At 73.1% G+C, this 18481-nt stretch carries 18 protein-coding genes; 10 read left to right on the top strand and 8 right to left on the bottom strand.

The window, feature by feature from the left end:
* Positions 1-7: 7 nt before the first annotated feature.
* From AC0VYN_RS33980 to AC0VYN_RS33960, 5 genes are all read left to right on the top strand, one after another.
* Complete coding sequence (locus AC0VYN_RS33980) at positions 8-2080, top strand: HelD family protein (RefSeq protein ID WP_475534062.1); 2073 nt, start codon at positions 8-10, stop codon at positions 2078-2080.
* 201 nt (positions 2081-2281) lie between these two features.
* On the top strand, positions 2282-3574 hold the full coding sequence (locus tag AC0VYN_RS33975; RefSeq protein ID WP_475537039.1) for a phosphatase PAP2 family protein: 1293 nt from the start codon (positions 2282-2284) through the stop codon (positions 3572-3574).
* A 72-nt stretch (positions 3575-3646) separates the two neighbouring features.
* The gene (locus AC0VYN_RS33970; protein ID WP_475534061.1) at positions 3647-4138 is read left to right on the top strand and encodes a helix-turn-helix domain-containing protein; all 492 of its coding nucleotides are present in this window, start codon (positions 3647-3649) and stop codon (positions 4136-4138) included.
* Between the two features lie 74 nt (positions 4139-4212).
* A complete protein-coding gene (locus AC0VYN_RS33965) occupies positions 4213-4830 on the top strand; it encodes a hypothetical protein (RefSeq protein ID WP_475534060.1) in 618 nt (205 codons plus the stop codon).
* A 107-nt stretch (positions 4831-4937) separates the two neighbouring features.
* Positions 4938-5273 (top strand): DUF2516 family protein, encoded by a 336-nt coding sequence (locus AC0VYN_RS33960; RefSeq protein WP_475534059.1) that lies wholly within the window; start codon positions 4938-4940, stop codon positions 5271-5273.
* A 24-nt stretch (positions 5274-5297) separates the two neighbouring features.
* Here AC0VYN_RS33960 and AC0VYN_RS33955 read toward each other — a convergent pair whose 3' ends face one another.
* From AC0VYN_RS33955 to AC0VYN_RS33945, 3 genes are all read right to left on the bottom strand, one after another.
* Entirely contained in the window at positions 5298-6674 is a 1377-nt protein-coding gene (locus AC0VYN_RS33955) for a PP2C family protein-serine/threonine phosphatase (protein WP_475534058.1), read from the bottom strand.
* A gap of 269 nt (positions 6675-6943) precedes the next feature.
* Complete coding sequence (locus AC0VYN_RS33950) at positions 6944-8047, bottom strand: C40 family peptidase (RefSeq protein WP_475534057.1); 1104 nt, start codon at positions 8045-8047, stop codon at positions 6944-6946.
* A 219-nt stretch (positions 8048-8266) separates the two neighbouring features.
* Positions 8267-9079 carry a class I SAM-dependent methyltransferase gene (locus AC0VYN_RS33945; protein WP_475534056.1) on the bottom strand — a complete coding sequence of 271 codons (813 nt, stop codon included), beginning with the start codon at positions 9077-9079 and terminating at the stop codon, positions 8267-8269.
* Between the two features lie 128 nt (positions 9080-9207).
* Between AC0VYN_RS33945 and AC0VYN_RS33940 the strand changes: the two genes are divergently transcribed.
* The 3 genes from AC0VYN_RS33940 to AC0VYN_RS33930 all read left to right on the top strand — a co-directional run bounded on the left by AC0VYN_RS33940 (position 9208) and on the right by AC0VYN_RS33930 (position 11739).
* Complete coding sequence (locus AC0VYN_RS33940; protein ID WP_475534055.1) at positions 9208-9729, top strand: TetR/AcrR family transcriptional regulator; 522 nt, start codon at positions 9208-9210, stop codon at positions 9727-9729.
* A 179-nt stretch (positions 9730-9908) separates the two neighbouring features.
* Positions 9909-11246, top strand: coding sequence for a D-inositol-3-phosphate glycosyltransferase (gene mshA, locus AC0VYN_RS33935; protein ID WP_475534054.1), 1338 nt, complete (start codon positions 9909-9911; stop codon positions 11244-11246).
* Complete coding sequence (locus AC0VYN_RS33930; protein WP_475534053.1) at positions 11239-11739, top strand: type III secretion system chaperone family protein; 501 nt, start codon at positions 11239-11241, stop codon at positions 11737-11739. The genes mshA and AC0VYN_RS33930 overlap by 8 nt, the downstream gene beginning before the upstream one ends.
* A gap of 7 nt (positions 11740-11746) precedes the next feature.
* Here the strand turns inward: AC0VYN_RS33930 and AC0VYN_RS33925 are convergent, their stop codons facing one another.
* Positions 11747-12550 (bottom strand): AraC family transcriptional regulator, encoded by an 804-nt coding sequence (locus tag AC0VYN_RS33925; protein WP_475534052.1) that lies wholly within the window; start codon positions 12548-12550, stop codon positions 11747-11749.
* Positions 12551-12599: 49 nt separating this feature from the next.
* On the opposite strand from AC0VYN_RS33925, the gene AC0VYN_RS33920 reads away from it, so the two are divergent.
* Positions 12600-13037, top strand: a complete 438-nt coding sequence (locus tag AC0VYN_RS33920; protein ID WP_475534051.1) for a DUF2000 family protein — start codon at positions 12600-12602, stop codon at positions 13035-13037.
* Positions 13038-13079: 42 nt separating this feature from the next.
* Here the strand turns inward: AC0VYN_RS33920 and AC0VYN_RS33915 are convergent, their stop codons facing one another.
* Complete coding sequence (locus AC0VYN_RS33915; protein WP_475534050.1) at positions 13080-14354, bottom strand: MDR family MFS transporter; 1275 nt, start codon at positions 14352-14354, stop codon at positions 13080-13082.
* Between the two features lie 153 nt (positions 14355-14507).
* Here AC0VYN_RS33915 and AC0VYN_RS33910 point away from each other — a divergent pair, with 153 nt between their 5' ends.
* On the top strand, positions 14508-15269 hold the full coding sequence (locus AC0VYN_RS33910; protein WP_385458173.1) for a phosphoglyceromutase: 762 nt from the start codon (positions 14508-14510) through the stop codon (positions 15267-15269).
* Between the two features lie 87 nt (positions 15270-15356).
* Here the strand turns inward: AC0VYN_RS33910 and AC0VYN_RS33905 are convergent, their stop codons facing one another.
* The 3 genes from AC0VYN_RS33905 to AC0VYN_RS33895 all read right to left on the bottom strand — a co-directional run bounded on the left by AC0VYN_RS33905 (position 15357) and on the right by AC0VYN_RS33895 (position 18301).
* A complete protein-coding gene (locus tag AC0VYN_RS33905) occupies positions 15357-16166 on the bottom strand; it encodes a formate/nitrite transporter family protein (RefSeq protein WP_475534049.1) in 810 nt (269 codons plus the stop codon).
* A 261-nt stretch (positions 16167-16427) separates the two neighbouring features.
* The gene (locus AC0VYN_RS33900) at positions 16428-17765 is read right to left on the bottom strand and encodes a hypothetical protein (protein WP_475534048.1); all 1338 of its coding nucleotides are present in this window, start codon (positions 17763-17765) and stop codon (positions 16428-16430) included.
* A gap of 188 nt (positions 17766-17953) precedes the next feature.
* A complete protein-coding gene (locus AC0VYN_RS33895; protein ID WP_475534047.1) occupies positions 17954-18301 on the bottom strand; it encodes a DUF1330 domain-containing protein in 348 nt (115 codons plus the stop codon).
* Positions 18302-18481 lie beyond the last annotated feature (180 nt).

Raw genomic sequence — 18481 nt, 5'->3', positions numbered from 1 at the left:
CGCCGCCATGACCTCACCCGACCCCGCCCTCCGGCATGCCCTCGCCCGCGAACGCGCCCACCACGAGCACTGCCGGACGGCCCTGGCCGCCATGGTTGACGGAGCCCGGGAGCACGTCGTCACCGGCGAGGACGTCTCCGCCTCCGGCGCGGACGCCGAGGTCCTCGGCCACCGGCTGCGCAGCCGGGCGAAGGCCCTGGGCGAACTGCCCGAGGGGCCGCTGTTCTTCGGGCGGCTCGATCTCGCCGGCGGAGCGGGCGCCGAGGGCGGCGAAGGTGATGAGGACGGCGAAGGTGACGAGGGCCGGACCCTGCACATCGGCCGGCTGCGGATCACCGAGGACGTCGCCGCGCCGCCGCTCGTCGTCGACTGGCGCGCCCCCGTCGCCCGCGCCTTCTACCAGGCCACCGCCCGCGAACCGCGGGGCGTCGCCGTCCGCCGCCGCTTCGGCTGGGCACCCGGCAGCCGCGGGGACTCGGCCGACCTCACTGGGCTGGAGGACGAGCACCTCGGCCGCGGGGAGTCCGGCCCGAGCGGCATCGTCGCCCGCGAGATCGAACGGCCCCGCGTCGGGCCCATGCGGGACATCGCCGCCACCATCCAGCCCGAGCAGGACGACCTGGTCCGCGCCGGACTGACCGCCTCGATCTGCGTGCAGGGCGCCCCCGGCACCGGCAAGACCGCCGTCGGCCTGCACCGGGCCGCCTACCTGCTCTACACGCACCCGCGGCGCATCCGGCGCGACGGCCTGCTGATCCTCGGCCCCAACCCCACCTTCCTCTCCTACATCGCCGAGGTGCTGCCCGCGCTCGGCGAGACCGGCGTGCGGCAGTCCACGCTCCCCCGGGAGATCGCCCGGCACCCGGTCACCTCCCGTGACGGCGAGCGCGCCGCCGCCGTCAAGCACGACGTCCGCATGGCCGAGGTGCTGCGCCGCGCCCTGTACGCGCGCGTGGCCGCCGATGCCGCCGAGTCCCTCATCGTGCCGGACGGTTCGTACCGCTGGCGGGTGCCGGGCGACGTGCTCGCGCGGATCGTGACGGACGTACGCCAGGAGCAGCCGCCGTACGCCGTCGGGCGCGAGCGGGTGCGGTCCCGGATCGTGCGGTACGTCCAGGACCTGGCCGAACGGCGCAGCGGGCCGCGCGGCGGCGCCTGGGTGCGCCGGGCGGAACGGGCCCGGCCGGTCGGTGCGTGCCTCGACGCCGTCTGGCCGAGGGTGCGGCCGGAGGAGGTCGTCGTCCGGCTGCTCGGCGACCCGGCGGAACTGGCGCGGGCCGCCGAGGGGCTGCTGGACGCCGACGAGCAGCGGGCGCTGTGCCGCACGGCGGGGGCGGCCCGGTCGTGGCGGTCGGCGCGCTGGTCGGCCGCCGACCTGGTCCTCCTGGACGAGGTCGCCGGGCTCCTCGAACACCCCGAGGGCTACGGCCACATCGTCGTCGACGAGGCCCAGGACCTGTCCCCGATGGAGTGCCGGGCCATCGCGCGGCGTGCGGCCTTCGGCTCGCTCACCGTCCTCGGCGACCTGGCCCAGGGCACCACCCCGTGGGCGGCGCGGTCGTGGCCGGAGCTCCTCGCCCACCTGGGCCGGCCGGACGCGGCCGTGGTGCCGCTGACCACCGGATTCCGGGTGCCGCGGGCGGTCGTCGGCCTCACCAACCGGCTGCTCTCCCGGCTCGACGTGGACGTGCCCGAGGCCCGCTCCCTGCGCGAGGACGGCGAACTGACGCTGCGTCCGGCCGCGCCCGACGGCGTGCCGGACGAGGTCGCCGACGCCGTCCGGCAGGCCCTGGCCCGGGAGGGGTCCGTCGGGGTCGTCGCCGCCGACGCCGACGTGGACCGGGTGCGGGCCGCCCTCGACGCGGCCGGCATCGTCGCGGCGGGCCCGGACGAACTCGGCGCCCCGGTGTCCGTGGTCCCGGCGAGCCTCGTCAAGGGCCTGGAGTACGACCACGTCGTCGCCGTCGAACCGGCGGCGATCGCCGAGGCCGAGGAGCGCGGCGCGCACCGGCTGTACGTCGTGCTGACCCGGGCGGTGTCCCGGCTGGACGTGGTGCACTCGCGGCCCCTGCCGTTCTGAGCACGGCCGGAAGCCGTCGACGTACCCCACATCCGATTCGCTAGCATGTCCGAACTTACGATGACCGCCCATCACTCGTTCGAGTGGTGTTAACCGTCTTATACCTCACACATCGGCCCAAAATTGATACCTGCAGCGTCGCGCCTGTTGTCGCGAATAAGCGTCAGAAGAACGTTCGCCGCGTGGCGCGGGCCACGGGTGATGCTGTGGACCGCGGCGGCGGTGGCGGTCCTCGGGTTCATGGTCGCGCTGGAGATCGCCGCCCGCCACTACGGTGTGCCGGGGCCGATCACCAACCAGGCTCGTGAGGTGGTCTTCGCGCCCGCCTCCGGACCGCTGCTGTACGCCAGCATGGCGCTGATGATGGTGGTGCTCACCTGGCGCCAGCGGTTCGTCGCGGCCGGCGTCGCGATCGGCATCGACGTCGTCCTCGTCCTGGTGCGGTGGGCGGCCGGCGCCGAGGTGAACTACGGCAACGGCGCGCTGTGGGTGATCCTGGGCCACGCGGTCCTCGCCCTCACCCGCCGCACCGGGCGGGAACGCGTCCTGCTGCTGAAGGGCGTCGGGCTGGGGCTGCTGCTGGTGGCCGGCCGCAAGACCGGCGACACCTGGCTGCTCATCACGTCGAAGACCCGCCCCATGGTGCTCGACCAGTACCTGGCGAGCGCCGACCACGCGCTGGGCAACCCGTCGTGGGTGGCCGGCCGGATCGTCGAGGCCACCGGGCCGGTCGGCCACCACGTCCTCGACTTCGTCTACGTCATGCTCCCCGTGGCCGCGGTCGTCATCGCCGTCTGGCAACTGCGCGGGGTGGCGGCCGAGCGCCGCTTCCCGCGCCACCACCTGGTGCGCACCTTCCTGGCCGTCGGCCTGCTGGGACCGGCCGTCTACATGGTCTTCCCGGTGGTCGGGCCGATCTTCGCCTACGGCGACGGCGCCTGGGGCACCGGCGGCGGACAATGGGCGCTGGCCCACCTGTGGCCGCACACGCTGCCGTCGGCCGGCGCCCCGCGGCACATGCCGTACGACGAGTTCACCCCGCGCAACTGCATGCCCAGCCTGCACACGGCCTGGTCCGTCGTGATCTTCATCCACTCCCGAACGGCCCCGCGCGCCCTGCGGTGGGCGGGCACGGCCTGGCTGGTCGCCACGCTCTCCGCGACCCTCGGCTTCGGCTACCACTACGGCGTGGACCTGGTGGCCGGCGTGGTGTTCGCGTATACGGTCGAGGCGGCGCTGCGCACGTTCGACCGCGGTCTCGACTGGCCGGGAGTCCGGCTGGTCGCCCACGGCACGGCGGTCTTCGCCGCCCTGCTGCTCGCGTACCGGTACCTGCCCGTGGAGATGGCCGCGCGTCCGTGGGTGGCCGGGCCGCTGCTGCTGCTCGCGATGGCGTCGGTGGTCCACGGGTACCTGCGGACCACCAGACCGTGGGACACCGGCGCCGCGCCGGTACCGGCACCGCCGGCGCGACCCCAGCCCGAGCTGGTGTGAGCCGGCCGACGGCAGGAACACTCTTGCAAGCACCCGCTTGCAATAGTTAGCACGCTGGTGCATGGTGGAGTCATGGCTTCGCTCAACGTCGGCAATCTCGGTGAGTACCTGCGCGAGCAGCGGCGCAACGCGCAGCTGTCGCTGCGGCAGCTCGCCGAGGCCGCGGGGGTGTCGAATCCGTACCTGAGCCAGATCGAGCGCGGGCTGCGCAAGCCGAGCGCGGAGGTGCTCCAGCAGGTCGCCAAGGCGCTGCGCATCTCCGCCGAGACGCTGTACGTGCGCGCCGGGATCCTGGACGCGGAACGGGACGGGGAGGAGCGCCGACGGGAGGGCGCGACGCGTGCGGTCGTCCTCGCCGATCCCACGCTGAACGAGCGGCAGAAGCAGGTGCTGCTCCAGATCTACGAGTCCTTCCGCAAGGAGAACGGGTTCGGGACCGACGACACCCCGGGCGAAGCCGCCGGCGACGCCGCCGAGGGCGGCCCCGGCGGTGGCGGCTCCATACCCGGCCGCCACCCCCGTACGAGCGGCAGCGACGCCGCCCCGCGGCAGACGGCAGGCTGAGCAGGAGCGAGCAGCCGGCCGGGCGCGGGACCACCACCCAACCCTCAGCCACGCATTCCGGGAGGACCAGCACCATGGCCATCACCGACGACCTGCGCAAGACCTTCAGCGACCCCACCCCCCTCTACTTCGCCGCCGGCACCGCCGACCTGGCCTTCCAGCAGGCCAAGAAGGTGCCGGTGCTGGTCGAGCAGCTGCGCACCGAGGCGCCGGCGCGCATCGAGGCCGTGCGCAACACCGACCCGAAGGCCGTCCAGGAGAAGGCGACGGCCCGCGTCAAGGAGACGCAGGGCACCCTCCAGACCAAGGTCAACGAGCTCCTCGGGTCCCTCGACGCCGACTTCAAGAAGCTCGGCGAGACCGCCCAGGACCTCGCGCTGCGCGGTGTCGGCGTCGCCGCCGAGTACGCCGTCAAGGCCCGGGAGACCTACGAGAAGGTCGCCGAGCACGGTGAGCAGGCCGTGCGCACCTGGCGGGGCCAGGCCGCCGACGGCATCGAGGACATCGCCGAGGGCGTGGAGGAGGTGGCCGTGGCCGTCGAGCCGAAGCGCGAGCCCGTCACGGTCACGGAGGACAAGCCGGCCGCGGCGAAGAAGGCCGCCCCGGCCGCCCGCAAGGCTCCGGCGAAGAAGCCCACCCCCACCACCGTCACCCCCGTCACCGCCAAGAAGACGACGCCGCCCGCCAAGTAGGAGAGCGGAAGCACACGCGGGCCGGGCACCCTTGGGGTGTCCGGCCCGTTCTCCGGGTACGGTGACCGCGTAGAGACGACCCGAGTCTGGTGGTGGACGTTGTGCTGATGCAGGGGTTCGCAGGCTTCATGTGGCTGCTGAGCACCGCCCTGATCGTTTTCAGCGGCTTCGCGTTGATCGACGCCGCCACGCGCCGGGAGGACGCCTACCGCGCGGCCGACAAGAAGACCAAGCCGTTCTGGCTGATCGTCCTCGGGCTGGCGTTCGTGGTGAACCTGCTTTTCCCGATCCTGTCGTTCCTCCCGGTCATCGGCCTCATCGCGACGATCGTGTACATGGTCGACGTACGGCCCGTGCTGCGTGGCCTGCCGGGCGGCGGCCGCAACAGCCGCCGCGGCTCCAGCAGCGACGGCCCGTACGGACCGTGGAACGGCGGGCGCTGACCCCCGTGCCGCCCCGCGGGGCGGTCAGGGAATCCGGTCCAGCAGCAGGACGGCCACGTCGTCCGTCAGCTCGCCGCCGTTGAGGTCGCGGACCTCGTTCACCGCCGTCTGCAGCAGTTCCTCGCCGCGCAGCCCGTCCGCGAAGCGGCGGCGGACCATCTCCACCATGCCGTCCTGGCCGAGCCGTTCGCGCCCCTCGCCGATGTGGCCCTCGATCAGGCCGTCGGTGTAGAGCATCAGGCTCCACTCGGCGCCCAGTTCCACCTGCATGCGCGGCCAGCGGGCGCCCGGCAGCAGTCCGAGCGCCGGGCCGTTGTTGTCGTACGGCAGCAGACGCGCGGGCAGGCCGGGGCCGGCGACCAGGGGCGCCGGGTGCCCGGCCAGGCACAGGCCGGCGCGGCGGCCGTCCGGCGCGATGTCCACGGTGCACAGGGTCGCGAAGATCTCGTCGTCCGAGCGCTCGTGCTCCAGCACCTGCTGGAGCGTGCCGAGCAGCTGGTCACCGCACAGTCCCGCCAGCGTCAGCGCGCGCCAGGCGATCCGCAGCTCCACGCCGAGCGCCGCCTCGTCCGGGCCGTGCCCGCAGACGTCCCCGATCATGGCGTGCACGGTGCCGTCCGGGGTGCGGACCACGTCGTAGAAGTCGCCGCCCAGCAGGGCGCGCGAACGGCCCGGCCGGTAACGGGCGGCGAAGCGCAGCGGGGAGCCCTCGAGCAGGGGCGTCGGCAGCAGGCCGCGCTCCAGGCGCGCGTTCTCCTGCGCGCGCAGCCGGCCCTCGGCCAGGCGCCGCTCCGCCGAGTCGGACCGCTTGCGCTCGACGGCGTAGCGGATGGCCCGGCTCAGCAGCCGGCCGTCCAGCTCGTCGCGGAACAGGTAGTCCTGCGCGCCGACCGCCACCGCCTCCGCGCCGCGCTCGGCGTCGCTGGAGGAGGTGAGCGCGAGCACCGCGTGCCGGGGCGCCAGCTCCAGCACGTGCTTGAGCACCACCAGCTCGTCGTCGTCCTCGCCGTCACCCGTCCGTGCCGGGGCGGGCAGCGCGAGGTCCAGCAGGATGCAGTGGACGTCGTCGGTCAGCAGCCGCTCGGCCTCGGTGAGGTTGCGGGCCGTGCGGACGCGGATCGGCTTGCCGGACTGGTCGAGCAGGTCCGGCACGATCGGCGAGCCGCCCGGATCGTCCTCGATCAGCAGCAGCGTCAGGTTCGTCGGAGTGGTGCTCTCTCGCTGGTCCGTGGTCTTCTCGCGCTTCTCCGTCGGGTTCTCGCGCCGGTCGGTGGGGTTCTCGGCCGGGTTCGTCCCGGGCGGGGCCTGCTCCTGGGAGCGGCCGCTCCGCGGGGACGCGGCGGGCGCCTGACCGCACTCCGCGGCCGGGATCGCCCTCTGCCGCGGTACGGGTACGGGCATCGTCTGGGTTCCTTCCCTCCCCCCGAGGGCATGGTGGGGCGAGGGACCTCGACCCAACGACGGGGACCATAGCGGGTGACGGCGCCGCTGCGGAATGGTCCACCACACGTCGGACGGCCATCGGCCATTGTCATATGCCGCGTTCCGTGGCGCAGTTGGACACGTCGACCGCGGTGCGGGGATGACGAACGTCACGCGGGGCGGGCGTCCGGCGTGGACTGGGTCACGTGGGCGGTGTCACGCCCCGGGCGCGGGCCGCGTGGTCCGCGTCACCGCGCGGGCGCGGCCGCCGTGTCCGGCCGCACCACGCCGAGGATCGGCATCGTGCCCGCGCCCGTGATGGTCACCGTGCGGCCGGGGCGCGGGGCGTGGACGACCTTGCCGTCGCCGACGTACATCCCGACGTGGCTGGCGTCGTCGAAGTAGATGATCAGGTCGCCGGGGCGCATGTCCTTGATGTCGACGTGCCCGAGCTGCTGCCACTGCTGCTGCGAGGTGCGCGGGATCGCCTGCCCGGCGGCCACCCACGCCTGCGAGGTCAGGCCGGAGCAGTCGTACGCCTTCGGGCCCTCGGCGCCCCACTGGTACGGCTTGCCGATCTGGGCGGTGGCGTACTCCACGGCCTTCCTGCCCTGCTCGGTCGTGCCGGCGTCGAGGTCCTGGACGGCGCCGGAGCCGAGCCAGGCGGCCTGGGCCTTCTCCTGGGCCAGCCGTTCGAGCCGGGCGAGGCGCTCCTTCTCCTCCTGCTCCAGCTCGGACTCGAGCTTCTCGGCCTCCGCGATCTGCTTCTCGATCTTCTTCTGGGCGGCGGCCTTCGCCTTGCGGTTGGCCTCCAGCCGCTTCCACTGGGCGGAGGCGTCCGCCTGGTAGGCCTTCAGGTCCTCCTGGGCGCGGGCCAGCTCGCCGAGCAGGCCCTTGGTGGCGCGCTGGCCCTGCATCACCCGGCCGGTGCCGTCGAGGAACTCCTCGGGGTCCTCGCTCAGTACCAGCCTGGCCTCGTCGGACAGCCCGCCGGTGCGGTACTGGGCGCGGGCCGCGGCACCCGCGCGGTCCTTGAGGCGGTCCAGCTCGGCCTGGCCCTCGACGATCTTCTTCGCCAGTTCGACGAGCTCGGCGGACTGCTGCCGCGCCTTCTCCTCGGCGGCGTTGTACTCGTCCGTGGCCGAGGCCGCCGAGCGGTAGAGCGAGTCGAGCTTCTTGCGTACGGCCTCCAGGTCCTTGCCGGGGGCCGGCGCGGGCGGGGCCGTCGAGGAGGCGGTCGGTGACGGGGTGGGGTCCGGGGCCGCGAAGGCCGTGCCCGGGGCGGCCAGCACGGTGACCGCGCAGACCACGGTCACGGCGGCGGTCGTCAAGCCACGCTTCCCCGTACGCATACCTCGCCCCCACATCTGATTTACCGTCAGTAACTTACGGTCGCTCGAGGGATCGTGCCATGCCGGCGCGGAAAGCGACAGAGGGGATACTTCCGGGGGTTGTGGAGGGCTTCCCCCCGCTTGCTCCGGCCGCCTCCCCCCGCCGTCTCCCGCGCGGGCGCCCTTCCCGCTGTGTGACGAACGCCGCACGAAGATCGTTCCCGCGGTACGGCTCACCTCTCAGCCGCGAGGGGCCAGCGCCTCCCAGCGCACCGTCACTTCGCCCTGCCGCCACCGCGCCGGACCGTCCGTCACCGGCCAGTCGGCGCCCAGGTCCCGCACCGCCCGCATCCAGCGCTGGCGGACGCCGTAGGAGGCGTAGGGTGCCGCGGCGGCCCAGGCGCGGTCGAAGTCGCGCAGGAAGGCGTGCACCGGCTCGCCGGGGACGTTGCGGTGGATGAGTGCCTTGGGCAGCCGTTCGGCCAGGTCGGAGGGGCGGTCGAGCGAGCCGAGCCGGGTCGCGAAGGTGACCGTGCGCGGCCCTTCGGGGCCGAGCGCGACCCATACGTGCCGTCGGCCGATCTCGTCGCAGGTGCCCTCGACCAGGAGCCCGCCGCGGGAGTGCGCCGACGCCGGCGCGAGCCGCGCGCACAGCCGCTGCCAGACGGCGGCGACCTCGCTCTCGTCGTACTGGCGCAGCACGTTCGCCGCGCGGATCAGCAGCGGCGGCCGGGGCACCGGGACCTCGAAGCCGCCGTGCCGGAAGACGAGTCCCTCGCGCGCGTACGGCTCGGCCGCCGCCACCCGCGCCGGATCGATCTCCACGCCCACCACGCGCGTGTGCGGCGCGACCGTGCGCAGGCGGTGCAGCAGCTCGACGGCGGTCCAGGGGGCCGCGCCGTAGCCGAGGTCGACGGCGACGGGATCGGCGGCCCGGCGCAGTTCGGCCCCGTGCGCGGCGGCGATCCAGCGGTCCATGCGGCGCAGCCGGTTCGGATTCGTCGTGCCGCGCGTGACCGTGCCCACGGGGCGGGAGGTGGCGCGGGCTGTCATGCGTACGAGGGTATGCGGCCGGGCGGAGCGTGCCGTCCCCGAGCCGGGGGCGTGGGCCGCCACTTGACGGCTAACGGCGTTAGCCTTACGGTGCGGTCAATGGACCGCGTACCAAGGAGGGCCCCCGCGTGACCGACCGCCTGTCCCCACGGGCCCGTGAGATCGTCGCGGCCGCACGCGCCCTGCTGGAGGAGGCCGGCCCCGCCGCGCTCACCCTGCGGGCGCTCGCCGACCGGCTCGGCATCAAGGCGCCCTCCCTCTACAAGCACTTCCCGGACAAGAAGGCCGTCGAGGTCGAGCTGGTCGTCCAGTTTCTCACCGAGGCCGCCGAGGCGTTCGAGGCCGCCGAGGAGCGGGAGCCCGGCTCGCCGGAGGAGCTGGCACGGGCGTACCGGGCCTACGCGCTCGCGCACCCCTACCTGTACTGCCTGGCCAACGAACGCCCCCTGCCCCGCGCGTCCCTCCCGGCCGGCCTGGAGGACCGGACCGCCGCCCCGGTGCTGCGGGTCTGCGCCGGGGACGGGGATCTCGCGCGCGCGTTCTGGGCGTTCGCCCACGGGATGGTGGTCCTCGAGATCCACGGCCGGTTTCCCCCCGGGGCGGACCTGACACCGGCGTGGGAGAAGGGCGTACGGGCGCTGCGCCCCTAGGGGGCTTCCGTGCGCGCGAGCCCGTACGCGCACAGTCCTCGAACGGTTGAGCGAAAGCCGGTAATGATTCGGCAAAGGGCGCGAAACCGGAAATGGAGCGCAGGCATCCGGTGTTCCCCCACGGTGGAGGGCGGCGCGTGTCCTCCGACCGGCATGCCCGCAGCGAGGAGGATCGGCTCGTGAGCCAGTACGTCAGCAGGCTCGGGCGTCGCTCACCGGCGGCACCCCCGCGGCTGCGGCTGCACCGCAGGCCCCGCCGCGTCGCCATGCTCTCCGTGCACACCTCACCGCTCCACCAGCCCGGCACCGGCGACGCCGGCGGCATGAACGTCTACATCGTGGAGCTCGCCCAGCGCCTCGCCGCGATCAACATCGAGGTCGAGATCTTCACGCGCGCGACGACCGCCGCCCTCCCGCCCGCCGTCGAACTGGCCCCCGGCGTCCTCGTCCGGCACGTCGACGCCGGCCCCTACGAGGGGCTCGCCAAGGAGGAGCTGCCGGCCCAGCTGTGCGCCTTCACCCACGGCGTGATGCAGGCCTGGGCCGGGCACCGCCCCGGCTACTACGACCTCGTGCACTCGCACTACTGGCTCTCCGGCCACGTCGGCTGGCTCGCCGCCCAGCGCTGGGGCGCCCCCCTGGTGCACGCCATGCACACCATGGCCAAGGTCAAGAACGCCAGCCTGGCCGACGGCGACACCCCGGAACCGGCCGCCCGCGTCATCGGCGAGACCCAGGTCGTCGCCGCCTCCGACCGGCTGATCGCCAACACGGCCGAGGAGGCGGACGAACTCGTCCGGCACTACTCCGCCGACCGCGCGAAGGTCGCCGTCGTCCACCCCGGCGTCAACCTCGAGCGGTTCCGCCCGGCCGACGGCCGCGCCGCCGCCCGCGCCCGCCTCGGCCTGCCGCAGGACGCGCTGATCCCGCTCTTCGCCGGCCGCATACAGCCGCTGAAGGCCCCCGACATCCTGCTGCGCGCCGTCGCCGTCCTCCTGGACGAACGCCCCGAGCTGCGCTCCCGCATCGTCGTCCCCGTCGTCGGCGGCCCCAGCGGCAGCGGCCTCGCCAAGCCGGAGGGCCTGCAGAAGCTCGCCGCGCGGCTCGGCATCGCCGACGTCGTGCTCTTCCGCCCGCCGGTCGGGCAGGAGCAGCTCGCCGACTGGTTCCGGGCCGCGTCCGTGCTGGTCATGCCGTCCTACAGCGAGTCCTTCGGCCTGGTCGCCATCGAGGCCCAGGCGGCCGGTACGCCCGTGCTCGCCGCGGCGGTCGGCGGCCTCCCGGTCGCCGTGCGCGACGGGCGCACCGGCCGGCTCGTCCAGGGCCACGACCCCGCCGCCTACGCGCGCGTGCTGCGCGACTTCGCCGACCGGCCGGACCTTGTCCCCCGCATGGGCGACGCCGCCGCCCGGCACGCCCAGTCCTTCGGCTGGGACAGCGCCGCCGCGGCCACGGCCGACGTGTACACGGCCGCGGTCCAGTCCCACCGCCGTCGCGTACGCTCCCACCATGGCTGAGGCACAGAAGGCAGCGCGGATCCTCGAAGGCGCCCTGAAGGACGCCGAGCTGGAGTGGGAGAGCCCCGAGTCCGGCAACTACGTCGTGAAGCTCCCCGGCACCCGCAAACTGTCGACCACGGTCTCCTTCCTGGTCGGCCGGCACTCCCTCTCCCTCAACGCCTTCGTCGTACGCCACCCCGACGAGAACGAACCCGCCGTGCACCGCTGGCTGCTGGAGCGCAACCTCAAGCTGTACGGGGTGAGTTACGCCGTCGACCGCCTCGGCGACGTCTACGTCACCGCCAAGCTCCCGCTGGCCGCCGTCACCGCCGACGAGGTCGACCGCCTCCTCGGACAGGTCCTGGAGGCCGCCGACGGCGCCTTCAACTCCCTGCTGGAGCTGGGCTTCGCGTCCGCGATCCGCAAGGAGTACGCGTGGCGGACCTCGCGCGGGGAGTCGACGCGGAACCTGGAGGCGTTCCAGCACCTGATCGAGCGCTCCGGGGACTGACGCCCGGTCAGCGCCCCCGTGCTCCGGTGCGGTAGCGCCCCGGCGTGACCCCCACCAGCCTCTTGAAGTGCCGGGTCAGATGGGCCTGGTCGTAGAACCCGGTCGCGCCCGCCACGTCGGCCGGCGCGCGTCCCTCGAGGAGCAGCCGCCGGGCCAGGTCCACCCGACGGGACATCAGGTACTGGTGCGGGGCGATGCCGTACGCCGCGCCGAACGCCCGCACCAGGTGCGCGGGATGGGCGGACACGAGCCCGCCGGCCTCCTCCAGCCCGACGCCCTCGACGACCCGCTCGTCCAGCAGCTCGCGCAGCCGGCGGGCGAGGACCGGGTCGGGCCGCGGGGCGAGGGGTGCGCCCCGGGGCCGCAGGTGGGCGTGCAGCCGCTCCCCGATCAGCGTCAGCCTGCTCTCGGCCTCCAGTTCGTCACCGGGCCGGGCCAGCGCCGCGTGCACCTGCCCGACCCGCCGCCGCAGCACCGGGTCTCGCAGGTCGGGGGCGTCGACCGCGCGCCCGATCAGCTCCTCGCCGAGCCGGGAGGCGTCCAGGTACAGGACGCGCTTGCGGAAGCCGTCCGCGGTGGCGGGGGAGCCGTTGTGCGGCACGTGCGGCGGCAGCAGCGACACCGTGTCGTGCGGCGTGCCGTGCTCGTGCCGGTCCAGGTCGTAGCGCACGGCCCCGTCGTCCACGATGAGCAGCGTCCAGGCGTCGTGGACGTGCATCGGGTAGCTGTACTCGGTGTAGTGGGCGTGGAAGACCTCGACGACGCCCGGCACCCGGGGACGCCAGGCGGAGACTCTCCGCTGGTCGGCCATGCAAAGAACGTACAAGACCGGGCCGGGCGGCGACCGGCAGTCTCACGGTATGAGCACGCACGCCACCGAGAGCCCCGTCCGCTTCGACACCAGGATCGCCGTCCTGCTCCGCGAGGACCTGGAGACCTGGCAGCGCCTCAACGTCACCGCCTTCCTGGTCAGCGGCCTGGGCACCCAGGTCCCCGAGGTGATCGGCGAGCCCTACGAGGACGCCGACGCGACCGCCTACCTGCCGATGTTCCGGCAGCCGGTGCTGGTCTTCGAGGGCACCAAGGAGACGCTGACCCATGCCCACACGCGGGCGCTGTCCCGTGCCCTGCCCCGGGCGGTGTTCACCTCCGACCTCTTCGGCACCGGCAACGACCGTGACAACCGGGCGGCGGTCCGGGCCGTGGCGACCGCCGGGCTGGACCTCGTCGGACTGGCGGTGTACGGCCCGAGGAACGCGGTGGACAAGGTGCTGAAGGGGGCGCGGATGCACCCGTGACGGACGGCGGGCGCCGGGCGCCGGCTGCCGGGCGGGTGGCCGTCAGGCCGCGCTGACCTCGGGTTCCGCGGGCTTCCCGGCGACCGGCGACCCGACGGGCGCCGCCTCCTCGTCCGGCAGCCGCCGCATCAGCGCCCCGTACCCGACGGCGGCCGCCGTGCCGACGACCGAGCACATGCCCCACAGCCACTCCGCGCCCCAGTGGTCGATGACGAAGCCCGACATCAGCGGGGCGACGAGCGAGGCGACGGCCCAGGACATGGTGTACATGCCCTGGTAGCGCCCGCGCCCGTGCACGGGGGACAGGCGCACGACCAGCCCCGTCTGCGTCGGCGCGTTGACGATCTCGGCCAGCGTCCACACGCACACGGTGAGGGCGAACACCCCGACCGACCCGGCGAACGCGGTGAGGCCGAAGCCGTACCCGGCGAGCAGCGACGAGACGACGAGCAGCCGCCGGGGGTCCCGGTGCTCGATGAACCGGGTGACCGGAAGCTGCAGGACGACGATCAGCAGTCCGTTGACGGCGATGGCCAGGCCGAAGTCCGCCGGCGTGAACCCGGCCTCGCCCATGGCGACCGGCAGGCCCAGGTAGCCCTGCTGGAAGATCAGGGCGACGAGGAAGGACAGCCCGACGACGCTCATGTAGCGCCCGTCGCGCAGGACGGTCATCAGGGAGACGGGCGGTTCGGGCGCCGAGGCTTCGTGCACGGCGGTCTTCGCGGGCCGCGACTCGGGCAGCTTCAGGAAGACGAGGACCGCGCAGACCAGGGTCATGCCGGCCTCGATGAGGAAGCCGGCGAGGTAGCTGAACTCTGCGATGAAGCCGGCGGCCATGGAGGAGACCGCGAAGCCGAGGTTGATCGCCCAGTAGTTCAGCGAGAAGGCCCGGATGCGGTCCTCGGGCCGCACGATGTCCGCCATCATCGCCTGCACGGCCGGTCGCGAGGCGTTGCTCGCCATGCCGACCAGGAAGGCGACGGCGGCGATGGCGGCCGGGTCGCGCACGAAGCCGAGCAGCGCGACGGACGCCGCGGTGGAGATCTGCGCGACGAGCAGCGTGGGCCGCCGCCCGAGCCGGTCCGTCATCACCCCGGCCGCCAGCGAGGACACGACCCCGCCGAGCCCGTGCAGGGCGGCGACCAGACCGGCGAACGAGGCGGAGTAGCCGCGGTCGAGGGTCAGGTACAGCGCCATGAAGGTGGCGACGAAGGCGCCCAGCCGGTTGACCAGGGTGCTGGTCCACAGCCACCAGAACTCGCGCGGGAGCCCGGAGACGGACTCGCGCGCGGCATGTCTCAGCCCGGCGACGGACATGGGGACCCCCGATGGCGTGTAAGTGGCTCAAGTGGTGAGCACAACTTACGAGTGGAGGGTTGCCGCAGGCCACTCGATTAACACTTCCCGTCAACCGTCCGCCCACCGGGCGCGGCGCGCGGTCGGCCGAAGGGGTCGATTACGCTCGGAGCCATGGCCGACGCACCGTACAAGCTGATCCTCCTCCGCCACGGCGAGAGCGAGTGGAACGAGAAGAACCTGTTCACCGGCTGGGTGGACGTCAACCTCACCCCCAAGGGCGAGAAGGAGGCGACGCGCGGCGGCGAGCTGCTCAAGGACGCCGGCCTGCTGCCCGACGTGGTCCACACCTCCGTGCAGAAGCGCGCCATCCGCACGGCCCAGCTCGCGCTGGAGGCCGCGGACCGCCACTGGATCCCCGTCCACCGCCACTGGCGCCTGAACGAGCGCCACTACGGCGCCCTCCAGGGCAAGGACAAGGCCCAGACCCTCGCCGAGTTCGGCGAGGAGCAGTTCATGCTGTGGCGCCGCTCCTACGACACCCCGCCGCCGCCGCTGGACCGCGACGCCGAGTACTCCCAGTTCTCCGACGCGCGCTACGCCACGCTCCCGCCGGAGCTGCGCCCGCAGACGGAGTGCCTCAAGGACGTCGTCGTCCGCATGCTGCCGTACTGGTTCGACAGCATCGTCCCCGACCTCCTCACCGGCCGCACGGTCCTGGTCGCCGCCCACGGCAACAGCCTGCGCGCCCTGGTCAAGCACCTCGACGGCGTCTCCGACGCCGACATCGCGGGCCTGAACATCCCGACGGGCATCCCGCTCTCCTACGAGCTCGACGCCGACTTCAAGCCGCTGAACCCGGGCGGCACGTACCTCGACCCGGACGCGGCAGCGGCGGCGATCGAGGCCGTGAAGAACCAGGGCAAGAAGAAGTAGCCCGAACGCTTCGAGCCCCTGCTCGCGAACTCCTCGCGAGCAGGGGGCTCGTGGCTGGCGGCGGTCACGTCGGCACTCGTACGACCTTCAGGAACCGGATTCGGCCGGTGGCCCGTCGTCGTGCAACATCGGGGCACTGCGCACCAGACGCAGTCCCGTCGTCAGCAGGAGGCCGCCGACGACGTTGCCCAGGACCGCCCAGGCCAGCCACACCAGCCAGTCCGCGTAACCGTACGGCGTCCGGCCGGTGTGCAGGCCGGCGAACGCGATCAGTGAGTCCAGGATCGAGTGCCACAGCCCGAGTCCGGCCAGGACGAACGCGGCGATGACCGATGCGGTGATCTTCCCGGTCATGGAATCCGTGCCGTGGTGCATACGGGTCATGAGCGTGATGACGCTGCCGCCCAGCACGGCCAGGCAGAAGGTGCTCAGTGTGTACCCGCCGTCGACGAAGTGCGCGCCCGCCGTGGCCGCGGTGCGGTGAAGGCTGGGGAATGCCTGCATGACGATCCAGGTGAAGACCCATCCGCCGATCAGGTTCATCATCAGGACCGTCGCCCACATCCGCGCCAGGTCGAGCCAGGTGGCCGCGCCGGCGATCACGGTGGTGACGGGTACCAGGAAGCCCTCCGTGAAGAGCTCGCTGTGGCCGAGCAGCAGGGCGATGAGCCCCACGGAGAAGGCCAGTCCGGCCAGCAGTTCACTGCCGCTCTCGTGCCGCACGAACAGCAGCACCATGATGCCGACACCCACGTCGATGCCGCCGAGCAGCGAGGTGGCTGCCAGCGACGTCCAGGTGCGGTGCAGCCGCGGCCGGCCCTCGGCCACGATTCGTTCCGCGGCCTCGGCGACTCGTCGTTCCCCGGGGCCCTGCATGATCTGGTCGTCCGACTGCATGGTGGGTCCTCCGGTCCCGCGTGACCGCGGAAGCGTGTCGTCGGCCGCGTCGTGGAAACGTTCCGGATGAATCTTCGGCGAGGCCGTCCCCGGATTCCGTCACCCACGCCGTCCCACCCGGCTCAGTTTGTGGAGGATCCGGAAGGGTGTGCCATGGCCGGTGAAGCACTGCCCCGCTCGGGGTGGCACGCGGCAGCCGGAAGGCCTCGGACCGATCACGCGATCACGGTCCGAGGCCTCCGGTCGCGGTCCTCGGGCTGGTTACTTGGTGATGGTCACCGTCGCCTGGGCCGTCGCGGGCAGGTGCCCGCCGTCGCCCGCGTACGTGGCGGTGTAGGTGATGTCACCCGTCTCGCGCGGGCTTTCCGTGAACGTGAACTCGCCCGTCGCCGTGGCGACGGGGAAGGTGCCGACCGGAGTGCCGGTCGGGTGTTCCGCGTCCGTCCGGGTCACTTCCACCGTCGTGCCCGCCGGAAGGGGCTCCGCTGCCGACAGCCGGCCGGTGACGGTCAGGTCCTTGCCCTTGCGGGAGGTCGCGGGGGCCTCGAGGCTGAGGGTGGTGTCCAGCTTGCCGGCGTCCGGGAGGACGTGGAGCGTGGGGGCGCTGCCGTAGGACAGGCCCGTGATCGCGAAGAGCCGGTTCTCGTCCGGGGCCCAGGCGAGGCCGTCGCGCTGGAGGTCGTTCACGGCGTATTCGCGGAACGCCGGCCAGGTGGAACCCGGGCGGTAGGTCTTCACGAAGTCGTCGGTCGCGCCCGTCGCCACCGTCCCGTCGGCCGCCACGGCCACCGCGTTCGGGAACTGCCAGCTCGAGTAGGAGCCGTTCGAGGACAGGTCCGACAGGCGGACGATCTGGTGGTCGTACGGGTTGTTCGCCGCCACGACGATGTTCTGGCCGTCCGCCGTCACCGCGAAGTCGTTGAGGTACGAGATCGACGGCGACGAGGTGAAGAGGCGCTCGGTGCGCTTCTGCAGGCCGCCGTCCGCCGTGCCGTAGACCGCCAGGGTGGCCGGGCTGACGCCCTCCTCGCCCGCCACCAGGACGTCCGGGTCGGCGGGGGAGGACGCCAGAGCCGGGGCGTAGTACCAGTAACGGCCGCTCGGGACGAGCGTCGCCACCGGGGCCGGGGAGGCCACGTCGAGCGAGCCGATGCCACCGCTGCTGCCGACCGCGTAGCCGAACCACAGCTTGCCGCCCGCCATCGCCAGTGTCTGGGGCGAGGTGTCCGCGCCGGTCGGGTAGCGGTCGGTCTCGGTGAGGGTGGCGGTGTCGATCTCGGCGATCGCGTCGGCCGTCGACAGGGCCACGTACAGCCTGCTGGAATCCGCCGAGAGCACGAGGCCCGCGGCCCCTTCCTCGGCGGTGATCCGCTGGACGACCGTGCCTTCGTAGTCGGTGACGACGACGCTGCCGCCGTCCGGGTCGCTGACGAACACCCGGTCGTGCACTCCGTCGACGACGATGTCCCGGAACGAGGCGCTGGGCAGCGCCACGCTCGTCTCTTCGGCCACGGCGGTCGCTGTCCCGGTCCCGAGCAGGGTCAGCGAGCCGAGCAGTGCCGCTGCCACTGCGACGGACGTGCCTTTGTGCATGCGCAACTTGAAGCAGCCTCCTAGAAGTTGGGGCGGTCGTTGTCGACTCCCCGTCCGACGAGCGCAGGGCGGTGGGCATGTGTCACTCGGAGGCGGTACGGGGTCCGAAGGCGGCGGGCGTCGCCGCGTGCCGGCCGGCCGGTGCCCCCTGGGGGTTCGCAGCGGTGGCGGGCCGCTGCTGCGGCCCGGCGGGGCTACTCCGTGGGCAGGGTCTCTCGCAGGGCCTTCGCGGTGGCGGTCGCGTCGTAGCCGGCCGGGACGCCTTCGACCAGGATGATGTCGCCCTGGATGTGCCGCGAGCGCAGCGGTGCGATCTCCTGGTAGGCGGGCGAGTCCCACCAGGCCCGTGCCTCGGCGATACCGGGGAAGCCGATCATCACCACGTGCCCGGGCCAGTCGCCCTCCTTCACCTCGTGCGGCGTGACGTGCACGAGGAAGCGTCCGCCGTAGGGCTCGAAGGTGGCCGGGATGCGCTCGATGTACTCGACGATCTCCGGGTGCGGAGCGGCTTCTCGCAGGTGAGCTATGACGTAGGCGGGCATGGCGTCCTTCCGGTCGGTCGAGCTCCGTACGCCGGGAGGATGGCATGCCCCGAGCAGGGGAGTCGATGACCTGACAGGTAAGGGGACCGCTGCGCACCGGTGGTCCGCGATGATCTGTACATGATGATCACCACCTGCGATCACGCTCACCCAGGCACAAGGCCATGAGTCCGGGGGCGG

Source organism: Streptomyces sp. 63XJN7_1_ISO-PGPR-S23-121 (genome assembly GCF_056173025.1).
The sequence above is the reverse complement of the archived record's forward strand: the minus strand, read 5'-3'. Positions and strand labels throughout refer to the sequence as shown.

Coding starts and splice junctions, on each gene's coding strand:
- AC0VYN_RS33965 (WP_475534060.1), top strand. CDS start 4,213: ATGGCCATCACCGACGACCTGCGCAAGACCTTCAGCGACCCCACCCCC.
- AC0VYN_RS33910 (WP_385458173.1), top strand. CDS start 14,508: ATGGCCGACGCACCGTACAAGCTGATCCTCCTCCGCCACGGCGAGAGC.
- AC0VYN_RS33975 (WP_475537039.1), top strand. CDS start 2,282: ATGCTGTGGACCGCGGCGGCGGTGGCGGTCCTCGGGTTCATGGTCGCG.
- AC0VYN_RS33970 (WP_475534061.1), top strand. CDS start 3,647: ATGGCTTCGCTCAACGTCGGCAATCTCGGTGAGTACCTGCGCGAGCAG.
- AC0VYN_RS33930 (WP_475534053.1), top strand. CDS start 11,239: ATGGCTGAGGCACAGAAGGCAGCGCGGATCCTCGAAGGCGCCCTGAAG.
- AC0VYN_RS33905 (WP_475534049.1), bottom strand. CDS start 16,166: ATGCAGTCGGACGACCAGATCATGCAGGGCCCCGGGGAACGACGAGTC.
- AC0VYN_RS33955 (WP_475534058.1), bottom strand. CDS start 6,674: ATGCCCGTACCCGTACCGCGGCAGAGGGCGATCCCGGCCGCGGAGTGC.
- AC0VYN_RS33925 (WP_475534052.1), bottom strand. CDS start 12,550: ATGGCCGACCAGCGGAGAGTCTCCGCCTGGCGTCCCCGGGTGCCGGGC.
- AC0VYN_RS33950 (WP_475534057.1), bottom strand. CDS start 8,047: ATGCGTACGGGGAAGCGTGGCTTGACGACCGCCGCCGTGACCGTGGTC.
- AC0VYN_RS33980 (WP_475534062.1), top strand. CDS start 8: ATGACCTCACCCGACCCCGCCCTCCGGCATGCCCTCGCCCGCGAACGC.
- AC0VYN_RS33915 (WP_475534050.1), bottom strand. CDS start 14,354: ATGTCCGTCGCCGGGCTGAGACATGCCGCGCGCGAGTCCGTCTCCGGG.
- AC0VYN_RS33960 (WP_475534059.1), top strand. CDS start 4,938: ATGCAGGGGTTCGCAGGCTTCATGTGGCTGCTGAGCACCGCCCTGATC.
- AC0VYN_RS33920 (WP_475534051.1), top strand. CDS start 12,600: ATGAGCACGCACGCCACCGAGAGCCCCGTCCGCTTCGACACCAGGATC.
- AC0VYN_RS33895 (WP_475534047.1), bottom strand. CDS start 18,301: ATGCCCGCCTACGTCATAGCTCACCTGCGAGAAGCCGCTCCGCACCCG.
- AC0VYN_RS33945 (WP_475534056.1), bottom strand. CDS start 9,079: ATGACAGCCCGCGCCACCTCCCGCCCCGTGGGCACGGTCACGCGCGGC.